This window comes from Brachybacterium sp. 107, from assembly GCF_052379725.1.
In the GTDB taxonomy this organism is placed as follows: Bacteria; Actinomycetota; Actinomycetes; order Actinomycetales; family Dermabacteraceae; genus Brachybacterium.
In genome coordinates, this window is sequence record NZ_JBQSYW010000023.1 from 1 (window position 1) to 15,107 (window position 15,107).

10 protein-coding genes and 1 pseudogene are annotated in these 15,107 nt (G+C 72.8%); 2 read left to right on the top strand and 9 right to left on the bottom strand.

The annotated features are described in order from the left end of the window. Nucleotides 1-171: 171 nt before the first annotated feature. Nucleotides 172-453 carry a hypothetical protein gene (locus ACT3UL_RS17170; protein WP_444579580.1) on the bottom strand — a complete coding sequence of 94 codons (282 nt, stop codon included), beginning with the start codon at nt 451-453 and terminating at the stop codon, nt 172-174. A 96-nt stretch (nt 454-549) separates the two neighbouring features. Here ACT3UL_RS17170 and ACT3UL_RS17175 point away from each other — a divergent pair, with 96 nt between their 5' ends. Beyond that, nucleotides 550-2,076, top strand: coding sequence for a serine/threonine protein kinase (locus tag ACT3UL_RS17175; protein WP_444579581.1), 1,527 nt, complete (start codon nt 550-552; stop codon nt 2,074-2,076). A 171-nt stretch (nt 2,077-2,247) separates the two neighbouring features. On the opposite strand, the gene ACT3UL_RS17180 is transcribed toward ACT3UL_RS17175, so the two are convergent. The 4 genes from ACT3UL_RS17180 to ACT3UL_RS17195 all read right to left on the bottom strand — a co-directional run bounded on the left by ACT3UL_RS17180 (nt 2,248) and on the right by ACT3UL_RS17195 (nt 9,778). Beyond that, complete coding sequence (locus ACT3UL_RS17180; protein ID WP_444579582.1) at nt 2,248-3,894, bottom strand: serine hydrolase domain-containing protein; 1,647 nt, start codon at nt 3,892-3,894, stop codon at nt 2,248-2,250. 5 nt (nt 3,895-3,899) lie between these two features. Then, entirely contained in the window at nt 3,900-4,739 is an 840-nt protein-coding gene (locus ACT3UL_RS17185) for an SWIM zinc finger family protein (protein WP_444579583.1), read from the bottom strand. A gap of 10 nt (nt 4,740-4,749) precedes the next feature. Further along, nucleotides 4,750-7,926, bottom strand: coding sequence for an SNF2-related protein (locus ACT3UL_RS17190; RefSeq protein WP_444579584.1), 3,177 nt, complete (start codon nt 7,924-7,926; stop codon nt 4,750-4,752). 64 nt (nt 7,927-7,990) lie between these two features. Beyond that, complete coding sequence (locus ACT3UL_RS17195) at nt 7,991-9,778, bottom strand: MinD/ParA family ATP-binding protein (RefSeq protein WP_444579585.1); 1,788 nt, start codon at nt 9,776-9,778, stop codon at nt 7,991-7,993. A 135-nt stretch (nt 9,779-9,913) separates the two neighbouring features. On the opposite strand from ACT3UL_RS17195, the gene ACT3UL_RS17200 reads away from it, so the two are divergent. Continuing rightward, on the top strand, nt 9,914-10,660 hold the full coding sequence (locus tag ACT3UL_RS17200) for a protein phosphatase 2C domain-containing protein (RefSeq protein WP_444579586.1): 747 nt from the start codon (nt 9,914-9,916) through the stop codon (nt 10,658-10,660). Between the two features lie 659 nt (nt 10,661-11,319). On the opposite strand, the gene ACT3UL_RS17205 is transcribed toward ACT3UL_RS17200, so the two are convergent. From ACT3UL_RS17205 to ACT3UL_RS17220, 4 genes and pseudogenes are all read right to left on the bottom strand, one after another. Beyond that, nucleotides 11,320-12,090 carry a winged helix-turn-helix domain-containing protein gene (locus ACT3UL_RS17205; protein WP_444579587.1) on the bottom strand — a complete coding sequence of 257 codons (771 nt, stop codon included), beginning with the start codon at nt 12,088-12,090 and terminating at the stop codon, nt 11,320-11,322. Nucleotides 12,091-12,597: 507 nt separating this feature from the next. Beyond that, nucleotides 12,598-13,368, bottom strand: a pseudogene (ureG, locus tag ACT3UL_RS17210) (urease accessory protein UreG). 110 nt (nt 13,369-13,478) lie between these two features. Beyond that, nucleotides 13,479-14,165, bottom strand: coding sequence for an urease accessory protein UreD (locus ACT3UL_RS17215; protein ID WP_444579588.1), 687 nt, complete (start codon nt 14,163-14,165; stop codon nt 13,479-13,481). Nucleotides 14,166-14,359: 194 nt separating this feature from the next. Further along, nucleotides 14,360-15,106, bottom strand: coding sequence for an urease accessory protein UreF (locus ACT3UL_RS17220; protein ID WP_444579589.1), 747 nt, complete (start codon nt 15,104-15,106; stop codon nt 14,360-14,362). Nucleotide 15,107: the final 1 nt, after the last annotated feature.

Genomic DNA, 15,107 nt, shown 5'->3' on the forward strand with positions numbered 1-15,107 from the left:
GAGGGTCCCGCGGGATCTCGCCCGAGGTGGGCACGAGGGCTGGATCGCGGCGGCAGCCGGCGCCGAGCAGCACGGCTCCGGAGGCGGCGACCAGTCCGGCGAGATCACGCCGGCGCAGTGCGGAGCGGGGCGGGGTCATCGCCGATCGGGGGGCCATCGGCAGCCGGCGGCTCATCGGCGGCCGGGGGCGGAGGGGTCCGCGCGCCCGGCCTCGGCCTCGAGCCCGCGGCGCACGTCGTCGGCCCGCCCGCGGTCGCGCCGGACGGCCCGGTCCACCAGCTCCCGGGTGTCGTGCTCGGGCTGCTCGGGCAGCAGCACAGCCCAGGTCAGGAAGCCGATGGTGAGCACGGCGGTGAGGGCGACGAGGAGGCCCAGCAGCGGCCAGGAGAAGGCGACGGGATCCCAGAACGAGTCGCTCCGGAAGGGTGCGGCCAGGACCACGAGAACCCCCATCCGATCGTGGTGCGCGAGCCCCGGGAACGGACCTGGACCCACAGAGATGAAGGTCAGCATAGCGGCCGGGAGTTTCGTGGTTATGCTGGGGAAGTTATGGCTGATGTGATCGTCGGGCGCTTCGCCCTCATCGACCTGATCGCCAAGGGCGGTTCCGGGTCTGTCTGGCGTGCCTGGGATTCGAAGACCGAGGAGCTGTGTGCGGCGAAGGTGCTGCGCCAGCGCGACTCCGCCGATCTGATGCGCTTCGTGCGCGAGAAGGGCGTGAGCTTCGATCACCCCCACCTCCTGACCCCCTACGGCTGGGGCGCGGAGGACGAGCACGTGGTGATCGCGATGCCGCTGGCCTCCGGCGGCACCCTCGAATCCGTGGTCAAGACGCGCGGCAAACTCGCCGAGCCCGCCGTGGTCGTGCTCCTGGACCAGCTGCTCGACGGACTCTCCCATATCCACGCCGAGGGCTGGATCCATCGGGACGTGAAGCCGGCGAACATCATGTTCGAGCCGCGCGGCCGCGCCGTGCCCGTCTCCCGGCTCGCGGACTTCGGCATCGCCGTGCACGAGACCGATGTGCGCTTCACGCACGTGGGCATGGTCAACGGCACCCCCGGGTACATGGCACCGGAGCTGTTCGCGATGGCGGAGCCCGTGCCCTCCCATGACCTCTACGCCGCGGGTGTGGTCGCGATGGTGGCCCTGAACGGCCCGATCAAGCTCCACGACGGCTCGTTCCGGCCCGACGAGCTCACCCAGCACCTGCGCGGTGTGACCCCGAAGCTGTCCGCGGTGATCCGCAAGCTGGTCGCCGCCCAGCCCGAGGACCGCTACCAGGACGCCGACACGGTGCGCCGCGATCTGCCGCGCGTGCCGCAGGGCTACCCCCTGACCCACGCCGACGGATCTCCGCTCGACCTCCGCGACACCCTGGACCCGCTGCCGGCGGACGCTCCCGGGGCGGTGCGACCCCAGCGGCCCGTTTCCCAGGTCAACCCCTCCTCGCTCGAGGCGATCCGAGCCGGCCAGGTCCAGCAGGGCTTCTCCTCCGGCTCGCCGTCCCCGCAGACGGGACCGCAGTGGGCGGGGCAGCAGGCATCGACGCAGCACGCACCCGGCCACTACGCGCCCGGCCAGAACGCGCCCACCCAGCACCCGTCCACCCAGCAGGGAACCTCCCCGTACGGGGCGCCGCAGCACGGACCGGGACCGCAGGGTCGGATGCAGCAGCAGTACACGCCGCAGCAGTACGCCACGCACTCCGGTGCCCGGTCGGGCACCCAGTCCCCGACAGGCGCTACCGCCGCCCAGGGCGGGGGCAAGGACCGCAGCACCCTGATCGCCGTGGGCCTCGGGATCGCCGCGGCGATCGTCCTCGGCGTGATCGTGGCCATCACCTTGCTGATCATCTTCCCCGAGCAGTCCGCGCTCGGCGCCGGCAGTGCCGACGGCGCCGGGGCTGGTAGTGTTGCTGGTGTCGGCACCAGCAGCATCGACGCGGCCTTCGCCGAGGTCGACCCCGGCCAGGAATGCGCTGAGCAGGACCAAGGGGTCATCGCCCTCACGCCCGAGGGTGACTACCTCTCCTGCACCCTCACCGACGACGGCGACGGGTACGCCTTCGCCTGAGCAGCCACGTGACCAGTCGCGTGAGCGGCCGCGTGACCGGCCGCGTGACCGGCCGCGTGACCGGCCGCCCCGTGTCAGCGCGTGGATCTCCCTGAGCACATGGTCCGACGCGTCGGATAGGCACAGGCATTCCGACACGTCAGACCGCATGCCGACAGGTGCGCCGCGCGCTCAGCGCGGTGCGACCGCCGTGATGTCCAGGGATTGCACGAGCGCTTCGCGCCGGGGGTCCATGAGCAGGTCGATGCGCAGGGAGGGGGCGCCGTCCCCGACGCCGGGCAGCACCCAGCGCAGCTGCGCACGGCTGATCGCCGTCGCATCCTCCACCCGCAGGGACGCCAGGGCGTCCGAGCTCGGTGCCGTCGTGCCTGAACCCGTCGTGCCCGAGCCCGTCGTGTCCGAGCCCGTCGTGTCCGAACCCGTCGCGGCGAGACCGGTCGCGGCGAGGGCGGCGTCCAGGCGCCGGCGACGCTCGGCGCGGGAGGTGTCGAGGTCCATGTTGTCCGCGAACCAGGCGTCGGCCACGGAGTCCTCACCGGTGCGCAGCCAGTCCAGGGCAGCCGCGGCCGCCTCGAGGGTGCGGGGTGCGGCCTGCACCGCGGCGGGGGCGAGCAGGGCCGGTGCCTCGCGCTGCAGGATCCGCAGGGCCTGCATCGAGAGGGGGACCGCGGGGGCGTACTTGGAGTTGGCGAGTGCCACGACGCCCACGCCGGTGGCGCGGTGCCACACCATGAACGAGCCGTACCCGGGGTATCCGCCGGAGTGGGAGATGACCTCGCCGAGGTCGGGGAACTGCTCGATGACCAGCCCGAAGCCGTAGCCCCGGATCCGGTCGAAGCCGGGCGAACGGCCGTCCTCGCCGGCAGGGAGGGCGGGCATCCGGTGGTGCCGCTTGAGCTGCTGCATCTCGCGGCGCGAGGCCGTCGTGAGGAGCGCCTGATCCCGCGCCGCGGAGTCGGGAGCGTCGGCGGCGGCGAGGAACCGCACCCAGGTCGCGACGTCGTCGACCGTGGAGAACAGGCCGGCCATTGCGCCGTACACGCCGGGGGAGTCCAGCGGCACCGGCTCGAAGCGGGTGGCGTCGGTGCGGTCGGCCAGGCGGTGACCGGTGGCCACCCGGGCGGAGTCCAGGCCGGAGGTTTCGAAGGCGGTATCCGCCATGCCCAGCGGCTCCAGGAAGCGCTCGCGGATCTGCGCGGTGTAGTCCGAGCCGGTGACCTCGTCGATCACGCGGCCCAGCAGCGCGTACCCGGTGTTGGAGTACTCGAAACCGGTGTCGGGCCGGTGCACATGGCCGAGCCCGCCGGCGAGCAGGGTCGCGAACTCCTCACGGGTCATGGCCTCCTGCCGATCGCCCCACGGGTTGTCGGTGACCAGGCCGCCGCCCATGGTGAGCAGATGGCGCAGAGTGGGCTCGGGCTCGTCGGCGGCGAGCTCGAACGCCCCGGCGGCCTCGGGCACGTAGGTGCTGACCGGATCGTCCAGGCGGAGCGTCCCCTCGTCGCGCAGGGCGAGGATCGTCGCGGCGGTGAAGGACTTCGTCATCGACGCGATGCGGGAGATCGTGGCCCCGTCCATGGGGGCGGAGCCCGCAGCGAGCTCCCCGTCGTCCAGTTCGCGGGACCCGGCGGCGCCGTGCGCGAGGACGGCCTGCCCATGGTCGTGCCCGCCGACGATCGCCCAGGCCACCCCGGAGGTCCTGTGCTGCTCGACGGCTTCCTCGAACAGGGCGGAGACCGCGGCGAGAGCGGCCGGGGGCACGATGACGCTGGGGGTGCCGGGCGTGCTGGGGATGGAGGCGATGGAGCTGGAAGGCATGGATCTCACTCTAGGACGTCGGGCGTGGTGGGATTGTCGGGCCGGGCGAGATCGTCGGGCAGGTCCGCGGGTTCCGGCGGCTCGGAAGTCTCCGGCGGCTCGGGTGCCACCGGAGCGCGGGAGCCGTAGAACTCCGCGATGATTCGGGCCGGCTCCGCTCCGATCGCCGCGGTCAGCAGGGAGGGGTCGGTGCGGGCCGGATCGTAGGGAGCCGGCGTCGGAGCCGGGCCGGGGGAGGATCCGTCGTCGTCGTCGTCCGTCCCGTCGGCGTCTGCGGCATCGGCAGGCCCGGAGAGATTGCGGGCCCCTGTGCTCTCCCGGGGCGCGATCAGGTCCTCGAGGGTGAGGCCCCGCAGGGTCACGAGGTGCACGGGGTGCTCGTCGACGGCCTCGACCAGCACGTACACCAGGGCCGCGACGTGGCGGCAGGGTCCCGGCCAGTCCAGGCAGGAGCAGTCGTGGCTCAGCTCGGAGGCGTCGCGCGGCAGCAGGGAGATCTCGTGCGGGGCCAGCGCGCCCTCGATCTCCTGCGGGTAGTCGCCGGCGGCGAGTCGGGCGGGCAGCTCGGGGCGGGCCCGGACCACCTGCAGGAACACCTCGCGGTCCGACGGGGAGTAGACGGGCAGGTCGATGCGCGCCTGGTACAGCTCGCCGTCGGCGTCGAGCACGTCGCCGCGGGCGATCCCCGCCTCGACGTCGAGCCATTGCACGCGCCCCGCGCGGGCGTCGGCCCTCCCGCTGCCGGAGCGGCCCACTCCCAGGAGGCGCTCGGCGGCGTCGCGCAGGGCGGCGGCGTGCCAGCCCTTCCCGATCGCGCCGCGGCGCGAGACCAGCTTGATGCTCATCGACCGTCCCTCACGTCTCGTCCTCGTCCAGGGTCAGCAGGTTCAGCAGACGGTCGTCGTCGAGGTCGGAGAGCCAGTCCTCCCCGGGGCTGATGGTGAGATCGGCGAGGGACTGCTTGTCCGCGAGGACCGTGTCGATCTTCTCCTCGACGGTGCCGGCGCTGACCAGCTTGTGCACGGTGACGTCGCGGCGCTGGCCGATGCGGAAGGCGCGGTCGGTGGCCTGGTTCTCGACCGCGGGGTTCCACCAGCGGTCCAGGTGCACCACGTGGTTGGCGGCGGTGAGGGTGAGGCCCGTGCCACCGGCGCGCAGGCTCAGCAGCATGAGCCCGGGGCGGTCCCGATGCTCCTGGAACTCGGCGACCATCTGATCGCGGTCGTGCTTGGAGACGCCTCCGTGGAGGAACGGCACACTGATCCCGTACTCCGCGAAGCGCTCCTCCCAGTACGGGACCAGGAGGTGCCCGAAGGTCGTGAACTGGGTGAACAGGATCGCCTTCTCCCCGTCGGCGAAGGCTGCCTCGAGCACGTCATCGATGAGCTCGAGCTTCCCGGACCGGTGCTGGTCCTCGCGCAGGATCGACGAGCCGTCGCCCAGGTAGTGGGCGGGATGGTTGCACACCTGCTTCAACCGGGTGATGGTCGAGACCACGAGCGTGCGGCGGGTCTTCTCGTCGGCCCCGTCGATCTTCACCATCAGCTCGTCGACCAGCGCCTGGTAGAGGCCTGCCTGCTCAGGGGTCAGGTTCACGACCCTCGTGAGTTCGTTCTTCTCCGGCAGGTCCTTGATGATCGAGCGGTCGGTCTTCACCCGGCGCAGGATGAACGGGGAGGTCACGAGCTTGAGACGGCTCAGTGCCGCGCCGTCCCCGTCCTCCTCGATCGGGGTGGCGATGCGGTCCCGGAAGCTGGTCGCGCTGCCCAGCAGCCCGGGGTTCGCGACCTCCATGAGGGAGTGCAGATCGGCGAGCTTGTTCTCCACCGGGGTGCCTGTCAGTGCCAGGCGATGGGGGGCGTGCAGGGTGCGGGCGGCGCGCGTGACCTGGGTGCCCGGGGTCTTCACGTGCTGCGCCTCGTCGAGCACGATGCGGTGCCAGGGAACGGCGGAGAGCACCGGGAGATCGCGGGCGAGCAGGGAATAGGTGGTGATCACGAGGTCCAGATCGCTGGCGCCCGCGACGAAGGACTCGTCCCGCAGGCGGCTGCCGCCGTGGTGCACGTGCACGGCCAGGTGCGGGGCGAAGGTCGCGGCCTCGCGCTGCCAGGCCCCCACCACGGACATCGGGCACACCAGCAGGGTGGGGCCGACGCTCCCGGGCGTCGCCGGGGGGACGACGTCGGGGACCTCGATGGAGTACCGCTCGTGCCCGAAGGCGTCGGTGCCTTCCCGTTCGCGGCACAGCAGGGCGAGGACCTGCATCGTCTTGCCGAGTCCCATGTCGTCGGCGAGGATCCCGCCCAGCCCCATCCGGTCCAGCGCCCACAGCCAGTTCAGGCCGTCGACCTGGTACGGCCGCAGGGTGGCCTGCAGGGAACGGGGCTGCGGGTGGGGGAAGGCGCCCTCGGCGCCGGGCATCAGCCGGGCCAGCCCGTGGCGGCCCCCGGAGACCAGCGCGGACATCCCGAAGTCCACGTCGGCGGCGTCGGGGGAGAGGATCAGCGAGAACATCTCCAGCCAGGGCGCCTGCCCGGAGACCTCGACCGGCGGGGGCGGGAGATCCGGCATCGCCGGGGCCGACGCGCCCGACGGGGACGACGGGGCAGATCTGGTCGACGGGGCTGATCGGGTCGACGGGGCCGACAGGTGGGGGCCGGGGCCGGCAGATGGGTCGAGGGAGGGCGCGTCCTGCACGATCCCGTCGTCCCCGGTGCGCAGGCGACGGTCGCGGGTGCGGGAGGTGAAGGCATCGAGGAACCGCTCGGCGGCGCGCAGGGTGGTGGCATCCAGGCGCACCCACTGGCCGCGCAGCTGCACGAGCTCGGACTGCGCCTCCCGGATCTGCTCCATCTCCTCCTCGGTGAGCTCGGTGTCGCCCACGGCGACCCGCCAGCGGAAGGAGGCCATCGCCCCCAGACCCACGCCGGAGGACTTCTTCTCCTGGGTGCCTTCTTCCTCGGCCTCCTGCGGGCGCAGGGTGGTGCGCTGCTTCGTCCAGTCGCGCGGCAGCAGCACCGTGACCCCGGCGTCCTCGAGCGCCGGGGTGTCCCGGGAGAGGAACTCCCCGGCCTCGGCGGTGGTCAGCAGCCAGTCCACACCGGTCTCGTCGACGGATGCGCCGCGCACCGTGGGGGCCAGGCGCATCACCGCGGCGGACGCCTCGGCGGCCCCGGCGGCGGTGAGGTCCCCGACGGCGCGCAGATCCGCGACGGGATGGACGGTCCCGTCGTGCTCCCGCAGGCAGGTCTGCAGCGGCCAGGCGGTGCCCACCGGCGGTTGGAACAGGCGCACCACCAGCTCACTGTCGGTGGAGGTGAGCTGCACGCCGGGGCGGCCGGAGTCCACGAAGGCATCGAACGCGGCGGTGATCCGGCGCTGCGCGGGCAGATCGGCGCGCAGGTCCCCGTCGTCGGCGAGCGCCCACAGCACGCCGAGGCGGTCCTCCTCCGGGGCCTGTGCCGTCCTCAGGTGCTCCGCGAAGGCGGAGCGGGCGTGCCCGTCCACCAGGGCGTGCAGCAGCGGCGGGGCGTCCCGCTCCGGGGCGCGCCACTCGAGCACGGGACGGCCGAAGCGCTCGCGGGCGCGCACCCGCATCGCGCGGTCGGCCACGACGTCCCGGGCACGCAGATCCAGCACGGTGGCCGCGATGAGGTCCGGCATCGCGACCAGCTCACCGCCGAGCCGGGCCGCGGCGCCGTCGGTGAGGAGCGCGGAGACCTGCTCGGCGAAGGCGTCGCCGAAGCGTGCTTCGAGCAGTTCGGTGACCGCTCCGACGACGGCGGTCAGGGCGGTGCCGCTCAGCGGCAGGGCGGGGACCCGGCGATCACTGGCCCGGCCCGCGATCCGTACCCGGTGGCGCAGCCGGTCCGGTGCTGCGGTGAGGGCCTCGGAGAGAGCGGCCGGGGCCTCCCGCCGTAGGTCGGAGAGATCCTCGAGGGCCTTCGAGCGGCCCGGACCGGTCTCCTCCCGCACCCACAGGGCGGGGCCCAGGTCCTCGTCGACGACGAGGCTGAGGCGGCGGGTGGGCATGATCCCAGCCTAGGCCCCGCGCCCGACATCCGGGACGGCGGGGCCTGGGTTGTGGACAGAGGGCTCAGAGCCCGTCGATGATCAGCGCCGTGGCGTCGAGCCAGGCCTCCTTGGTCTTCGCCGAGACGCGCGTCCAGTCCAGGTGGGAGCCGTCCACGAACTGCTGCTCGTAGGGCACCTCGGCCACCGCGCGGGTGTGGGCGCCGAAGTGCGCGAGCAGGCGGTCGCGCAGCACGGGATCGACCTTGCCCTTGGAGGAGTGGGACAGGATCGTCACCGCGTGGTCGACCTGCTCGGCCAGACCCGTCGCCCGCAGCTCGTCGATCATCCAGGCGGCCGCGTTGAAGGTGTCCTCGCGCACGGTGGAGACGATCACGAGCTGATCGGCGTTGCGCACGGCGGCCAGCCAGTTCGAGGCGCGCACGTTGTTGCCGGTGTCGATGACCTTGATCCGGTAGAAGCGCGAGAGGGCGTCGTTGAGGTCCGCGAAGGCCTCGCCGTCGATCGAGGCGGCCGAACCCGGGTCCTCGTCGGAGGCGAGGATGTCGAAGCGCATCTCGCCCTGGGGGCGCACATAGGGATCGAGGTCCGCGTTGCTCGCGTCCGGGGAGCGCAGCTTGTCGATGTCCTGCAGCAGGTCGACCGCGGTGCGGTGATGGTCGGTGGGGATGCCGCGCCAGCCGAGGGTGCCGCGGGTCTCGTTGTTGTCCCAGGCCAGCACGTTGCCGCCGCGGGTCACGCCGAGGGACGCCGCGATCATCAGCGAGGCGGTGGTCTTGTGGGCACCGCCCTTGAGGTTCACGACGGCGATGTTGCGCGGACCGTCCAGAGGCTGACGCACGCGCTCCAGGCGCTCGGTGTCCCGGCGCTCGACCTTGCCGGGCCGCGGGGAGATCACGCCGCCGGTGACCCGGGTGATGAAGCCCGGGAGGCCACGGGTGGCCCGGACCTTCTCCGGCTTCGAGGTCGAGCTCTGCAGATCCTGCAGGGTGGGGCGGGAGCCGGCCTCGGGGGCGCGCCCCGGCAGCGGGCGCCGCGCCGAGGGCGAGGATGACGGAGCGCGGCCGGTCGCGCCCGGGGCCGGGGAGGGCACGGGGTCGGAGGGCGCAGAGGGCGCCGGGGCCGCCGGGGTGGAGGCCGCCGCGTGGGCCGACGGGGCCGACGGGGCAGACGGAGCAGACGGCGCCGAATGCCCGGAGGGTGCGGAAGGGGCCGACGGCGCAGACGAGGCCGACGGCGCAGAGGAGGCCGACGGCGCAGAGGAGGCCGACGGTGCGGAGAGCGCGGATTCTGCCGAGGCGACCGACGGAGCGGGCGACGCGGAGCTGGAGGACGCGGTGTTCTGAACATCGGCCGGAGACATCGCCGCGGCGCGACGGCGGCGGGCGCGGGAGCGCACGGCCGGGAGCTCCCCGGTCTCGTCGGCGCCGATGGCGGCATGCTCGCCCGTGACCGGGCTCGATGCGGTCGCTGCGGAGGCCGGGATCGAACCGCCGGCCGACAGCAGCGCCGGATCGATCGAGCTGAGGTCCACAGTGTCGTCGGTGGGCAGCTCCTCCTCGACGACCGGCGGAGCGATCAGCGGGGAATCGATCGGGGGGCCGTACAGCGGCTGGTCGTCCGCCGCGCGTCCGGCGATGCGTCCGGTGGGCTCGACCCGCAGGTGGTGACGGACGTCGGGCTCGACGATCACCACGTCCACGGCCTTCTCCCCGGTGCGTGCCGTGGTGATGAAGACCTGCTTCACCCGATTGCGGATCTCCGGCAGATCCGCCCCGGTGACCTCGACGGTCTCGTCGGCGAGGTGCACGGTGGCGGTGGTGTCGGAGGTGATCCGCGCCTGCGCGATCATCGATGAGTTCCTTCCGGATCCTGAATGCCCGTCCGGCCGGATGCGGCCGGGTGGCAGGGGTCGGCCCTACTCTACGGGCGCGGGACCCCCGGATGCCCCTCGACGACCACCCCGGGCCCTGCCTACAGTGGCGACGTGCACACCTTTCTGCTGTCCGAGCCGGCTGGCTCCGGCGAGAACGAGGATGCGGCCGGTGCGCTGGGCGAGGTGGCCGTGCTGCTGGACGGGGCCGGGATCCCCCAGCGCTTCCGTGCCGGCTGCCACCACAGCGTCGCCTGGTTCTCCCATGCCGTCGCCGGACACCTGCTGACCCGTGCCCAGGATCCGTTCCTCGACCTGCGCAGTGCGCTGGCGGGGGCCATCGCCGATGTGCGCGGGCTGCACGAGCACGAGTGCGATCTCGACGCGGGCGGGCCGTCGGCCACCGTGGTCCTCGTACGACGGGTCGGCGAGCACCTCGAGCACCTCGTGCTGTCCGACTCCTCGCTGCTGCTGCACGGCACGGATGGTCAGGTCACGCGGATCACCGATCAGCGGGTCGACGAGATGGTCGCCCAGGAGCGGGAGGCCACGGCCGTCGAGGCGCGGCGCAATGCTCCGGGCGGGTTCTGGGTGGTGCGGCACGAGGCGGAGGCGGCGCAGCAGGCGCTGGTCGGACGCACACCCTGGGCGACGCTGAGATCGGTGCATCTCGTCTCCGACGGCATCACCCGGGCCGTGGACCTGCTCGACCAGGAAGGGGACACCTCGCTGACGCTCGCCCTGGAGGTCGACCCTCGTGAGGTGATCGACGGGATCAGGGCGGGGGAGCGGTCGCTCGAGGCGTCCCGCCGACCCCGCAAGCTCCATGACGATGCGACGGTCCTCACACTTCGTCCGTGACGAGGGCGGCCGACGGGCCGGATCCTGGACCTTCGCTGATCGCTGCCGGAGAGCGGCGTCGACACGGCGGGGGCGGGGTCGCCGGGCCGAACCGGGGCCTCGCCTTCGTCTTTTGTCATCCCATGACGGAATCTTGGTCTGAGCGGCACGTGAGGAGATCGCTGAACCTGCATGCCACCTGCGAAAACAGGGGCACGTGGCGCGTTTACACGACGCCGGAGAAGGCCTAGACTCCAAGAGAACGCGTCGATGGAGGCGATCAGCGATCGGGTGACGCGATCCCCCGTATGAGCTGGTAGTGTTCCCGCTGGACGAATACGTTGAAAACTTAACAGATGTGCCGCTTCTCGAGACCCCCCTCACGGGGAGCGGCCGGACGGGCACCACGCCAGGTTCCCCCACTTTGGCAGCCCGTCCAGCCTGATCGCCCGCACCCACCCCTGACGGACGACAGGCATGACGAGCGGTCCGTGAGCCCCCGACATTGTCGGTTGAGTGCTCCGGGCCGCTCGTCGCATTCCGGGACCGGCGGGCCGCCTCGCGGCGGCCCGTCGACCGGTCGCCGGGCAACTTCTCGCCGCTCCGGCTCCTCGCCATTCCGGCCCCTCGCCCCTTCGGCTCCTCGCCGCGCCCGGTCGTCAGGCCTGCGTGCTCGTGGATCAGCCGAGGATGGCGACGTCGCTGCCCGGGTCGAGGCGGTAGCCGGCGCCGCGCACGGTCGAGATCAGACGGCGGTAGCGACCCAGCTTGGTGCGAAGACGCCGCACATGGACGTCGACCGTGCGCTCGCCGGTCTCTGCCGGGGACTCGGCCCACACCGTCTCCATGAGCTCCTCGCGCGAGATCGTGCGGCGCGAGTTCTGGGCCAGCTGCCCGAGCAGCTCGAACTCCTTGTAGGTCAGGTCGACGTCCTGGCCGTCGATCCGCACTCGGCGGCCGAACAGGTCGATGACGAGGCTGTCCTCGCCGACGGCGACCGACGGGCTCGACGGGCTCACGGCCGTGGCCTGCAGCGCGCGGCGGCGAGCATTCTCGGCATCCTTGCGGGCAGGGGAGTTCGGCGAGACGACGCCGGCCCGGCGCGGTCGCAGCGGGCTCACCGCGGCCGGGGACTGGCTGCGCGGCGGCAGGGCCCGGACGGCGGAGCGGGTGCCGGTGCCGGTCGCCGCGAAGGAGTGCGGGCTGTTGACCGCGACGGTGGTGCGACCCTGACGGGTCGCCGTGAGGCGCTGGGCGTGGGTGCGCAGGTCATCGGCGATGAGGGCTGCTTCGACGTCACCGGTGCCGGCGGGGAGGGTGACGGACAGGGTGACCGTGACCCCTTCCTCCGACGCCTGCGAGGGCAGGGCTCCGGTGCCGGCGCGGTGCAGTGCGCGGGTCGAGGTGGCGTAGCGGGACGGGATGGTGGGACGTTCCAGGGCGATGGTCATGATGAGCGTTCTCCGAGGTGCGGCGCAGCGAGCGCGGCGGCTGGTGGACCCGGGATCCCTGGGATCGACGCCTGTCGGCGGATCTTTCAGGGGTGTGCTCCCGGTAGCACCTGGGGCCCGCGCCTTCCGGCCGGCTCCTGTCAGCCGACCCCGGAGGTATCTTGAGCGCTCAGAGGCTCGGCTGACGATGCATCATCGGCATCATCATCATGAACATCATTCGGCACATCGCGGAACGGACCACCCGGTGGGTGGCCTCGTAGCGCGCAGCGATCGACGTCATGCCCCAGACAATGCCCGCTCGGAGCGGATCGGGCAAGAGGGTGTTCACATGTCGATACGCGGCGGGCGGCGCAAGATACGCGGCAGGCGGCCCAGGGCAGGCGGTCCAGGGCAGGCGGCGCGAGGGCATCAGCAGACGCGACGGGGCAGGTCCCGCGACGGATGACGTCGCCGAACCTGCCCCGTGCCGGCCACCTCGGTGAGGGTGGCTCCTGGATCTCCCGCTCAATGCTCGTGCGGTGCGGAGGCCTCGTCGTGGCTGTGCACGTACCCGCCCTCTTCGCTCTCGTCGGCGTGGAAGTGCGGTGCCATCGGGCCGGGATCCTGGGGCGTGTGCCCGCCGTCGCGGAAGGTGGTGTGCATCTCCCGCACCCACTGGGCGAGGACCTCCACGGTCTCCGGCTGCTTGCGCGAGACGCCGAGCACCGCGCGACCCTCGCGGGCGGCGGAGGCGTCGGCGAGCATCTGGTCGACGTCCACGTCGACGTAGGGAGCCAGGTCGATCTTGTTGATGACCAGCAGATCGGCGCGGCCGATGCCGGGGCCGCCCTAGCGGGCCACGTCGCCGCCGCCCGCGACGTCCAGGACGAACAGCTGGGCGTCGACGAGGGAGGGGGAGAAGGTCGCGGTGAGGTTGTCGCCGCCGGACTCGACCAGCACGATGTCCAGGGGGTCGAAGTCCTGCTCGAGATCCTCGACCGCGAGCAGATTCATCGTGACGTCGTCACGGATCGCGGTGTGGGGGCAGGCGCCGGTCTCCACCGCGCGGATCCGCTCACCGGGCAGCACGCCCTCGGCGCGCAGGAAGCGGGCGTCCTCGTCGGTGTAGATGTCGTTGGTGATCACGCCGATGCGGAACTCCTCGGCCAGGGCGCGGCACAGGCTCGCGATGGTCGAGCTCTTGCCGGTGCCGACGGGCCCGGCGACACCCAGCCGCAGCGCGCGGCGGGGGTGGGTCGAGGCAGTGGTGCCGGTGGTGGTGTCGGTGGTGGTCATGCGTCCTCCTGGAGGGTCGATCTGTGGCGGGTGGTCTGGCTGGTCCGGGTCGTCTGGCAGGTCCGGAAGGTCTGAGTGGTCTGTGTGGTCCGAATGGTCTGGGGGCGCGGTCAGCGGGGGACCGCGGACCAGGGGCGGGGCCCCGGCGAGGCCCAGGGTTCGCCGAGCAGGCCCATCGCGGAGTCGAGGCGTGCGCGCAGCTCGGGCAGGTCCTGCCCGACGGCGGTGACCTGCACGCAGGCCGGGTCCTGGCGCATCACGGCGCTCCCGGCGTCCGGGGCCGCGGCGGCGGGCCCGGGGGCTCCGTCGGGATCGACCACGATCACGTTCCCGAGCGCCCGGTGCGCACCGAACACGCTGGTGGCGCTCGACCCGATCGCCGCGGGGCCGAGGTCGAGCTGCTGCACGACGGTCGGATCCCCGCTGCGGCGCACCGATAGCCGCGCGGACAGCGAGCCCGGCTCCTCGCGATGGCGGCCCAGCACGATCTCCTCGCGGTAGAGCAGACGCGCATCCGCGGCCAGCTCGGCCTCGATCACGTGGTGGTGGCGGCAGCCTGCGGCGGCGATCACCGGCTCGGGCACCCAGACGCAGGTGCCGCCCTCGTCGACGCGCAGCCGGGTGATCCACCGGGAGGCCTCGCCGTGCGGCCCGGGCAGCACGAGGGTGGCGCCGACATCGCGGATCACGAGCGTGGACCCTGCCCCGACGTGGATGTCCAGCACATAGGTGTCGCCGCCGACGGGGCCGGCGGCGCTCGCCGACATCCGGATGCGGGCGGCGTCGCCCCCGCGCACGAACGGCTCCTCGCCGCTGGCGATCGTGGGGCGAGGGGACAGGGGGGGTGTCCGCCCGCAGTCGGGAGATCCTGGTGCGGCCGTCCGTGAGCTCTGTGGCGATCACGGCATGGCACAGGAAGGAGCCGCGGTGGGTGCGGCGGCGAGTCCCGGAGAGGTCCGGGCGGGCGAACTCGGGAAGGCCCGAGCGCACCTCAGGAGGCGAAGAGACGCTGGTCATGGTTCGTATGCAGTTCTGCGGCGATGTCGGAGAGGGGAGCGGCGAGGGCCGGGAGGTCCCGGGCGTCGGAGGCGGCGAAGTCAGTGGCCCGCTCGGCCAGCTCATCGAGCTCCGGGGCGAGCTCGGCGAGGCAGCGGTGGGTGGCGAAGGGGTCGATGCTCAGCAGCTTGACCGCGGCGACCGCGGGGGTGGCCGCGGCCTCGTAGAGCACGAGCCCGGCGGCGTCGCGGGCATCGAGCCCGAGGGCGGCCGCCACGGTGCCGTAGGCGATGGGCTGCTGCAGCACGGGCCCGGCGGCGTCGAGCACGGGCTGCTGGGACGGGGCGATGGAGCGCATCGCCCGCAGCAGCATCCGCCCGAGGTCCCGAGCGATCCGTCGCAGCGAGGGCGAGGGCGTGCGGGCCACGAGCTCGCGATCCAGCGCGGCGAGCGCGGACCCCAGCGAACCGAGGTCCCCGCTCGCCATCGCCTGCGCGGTGCGATGCTGCGCGGCGGCCGCGAAGGAGGCGCTCACCAGACCGGTGGTGTGGACGCGGCCGCGCAGGAACGAGGCCAGGCTCTCCGCATCGCGCACCCAGCCGCGGGCGATGGCCTGCTCGAGACCGGCCGAATGCGCGTACCCGCCGGCCGGGAGGCGGCCGTCACCCAGGAGCAGCAGGGCCGCGGACCGCGCGGCACCTGCCGACGACGCCGCCGTGCCGGCAGTGGAGGGAGCGGGCATC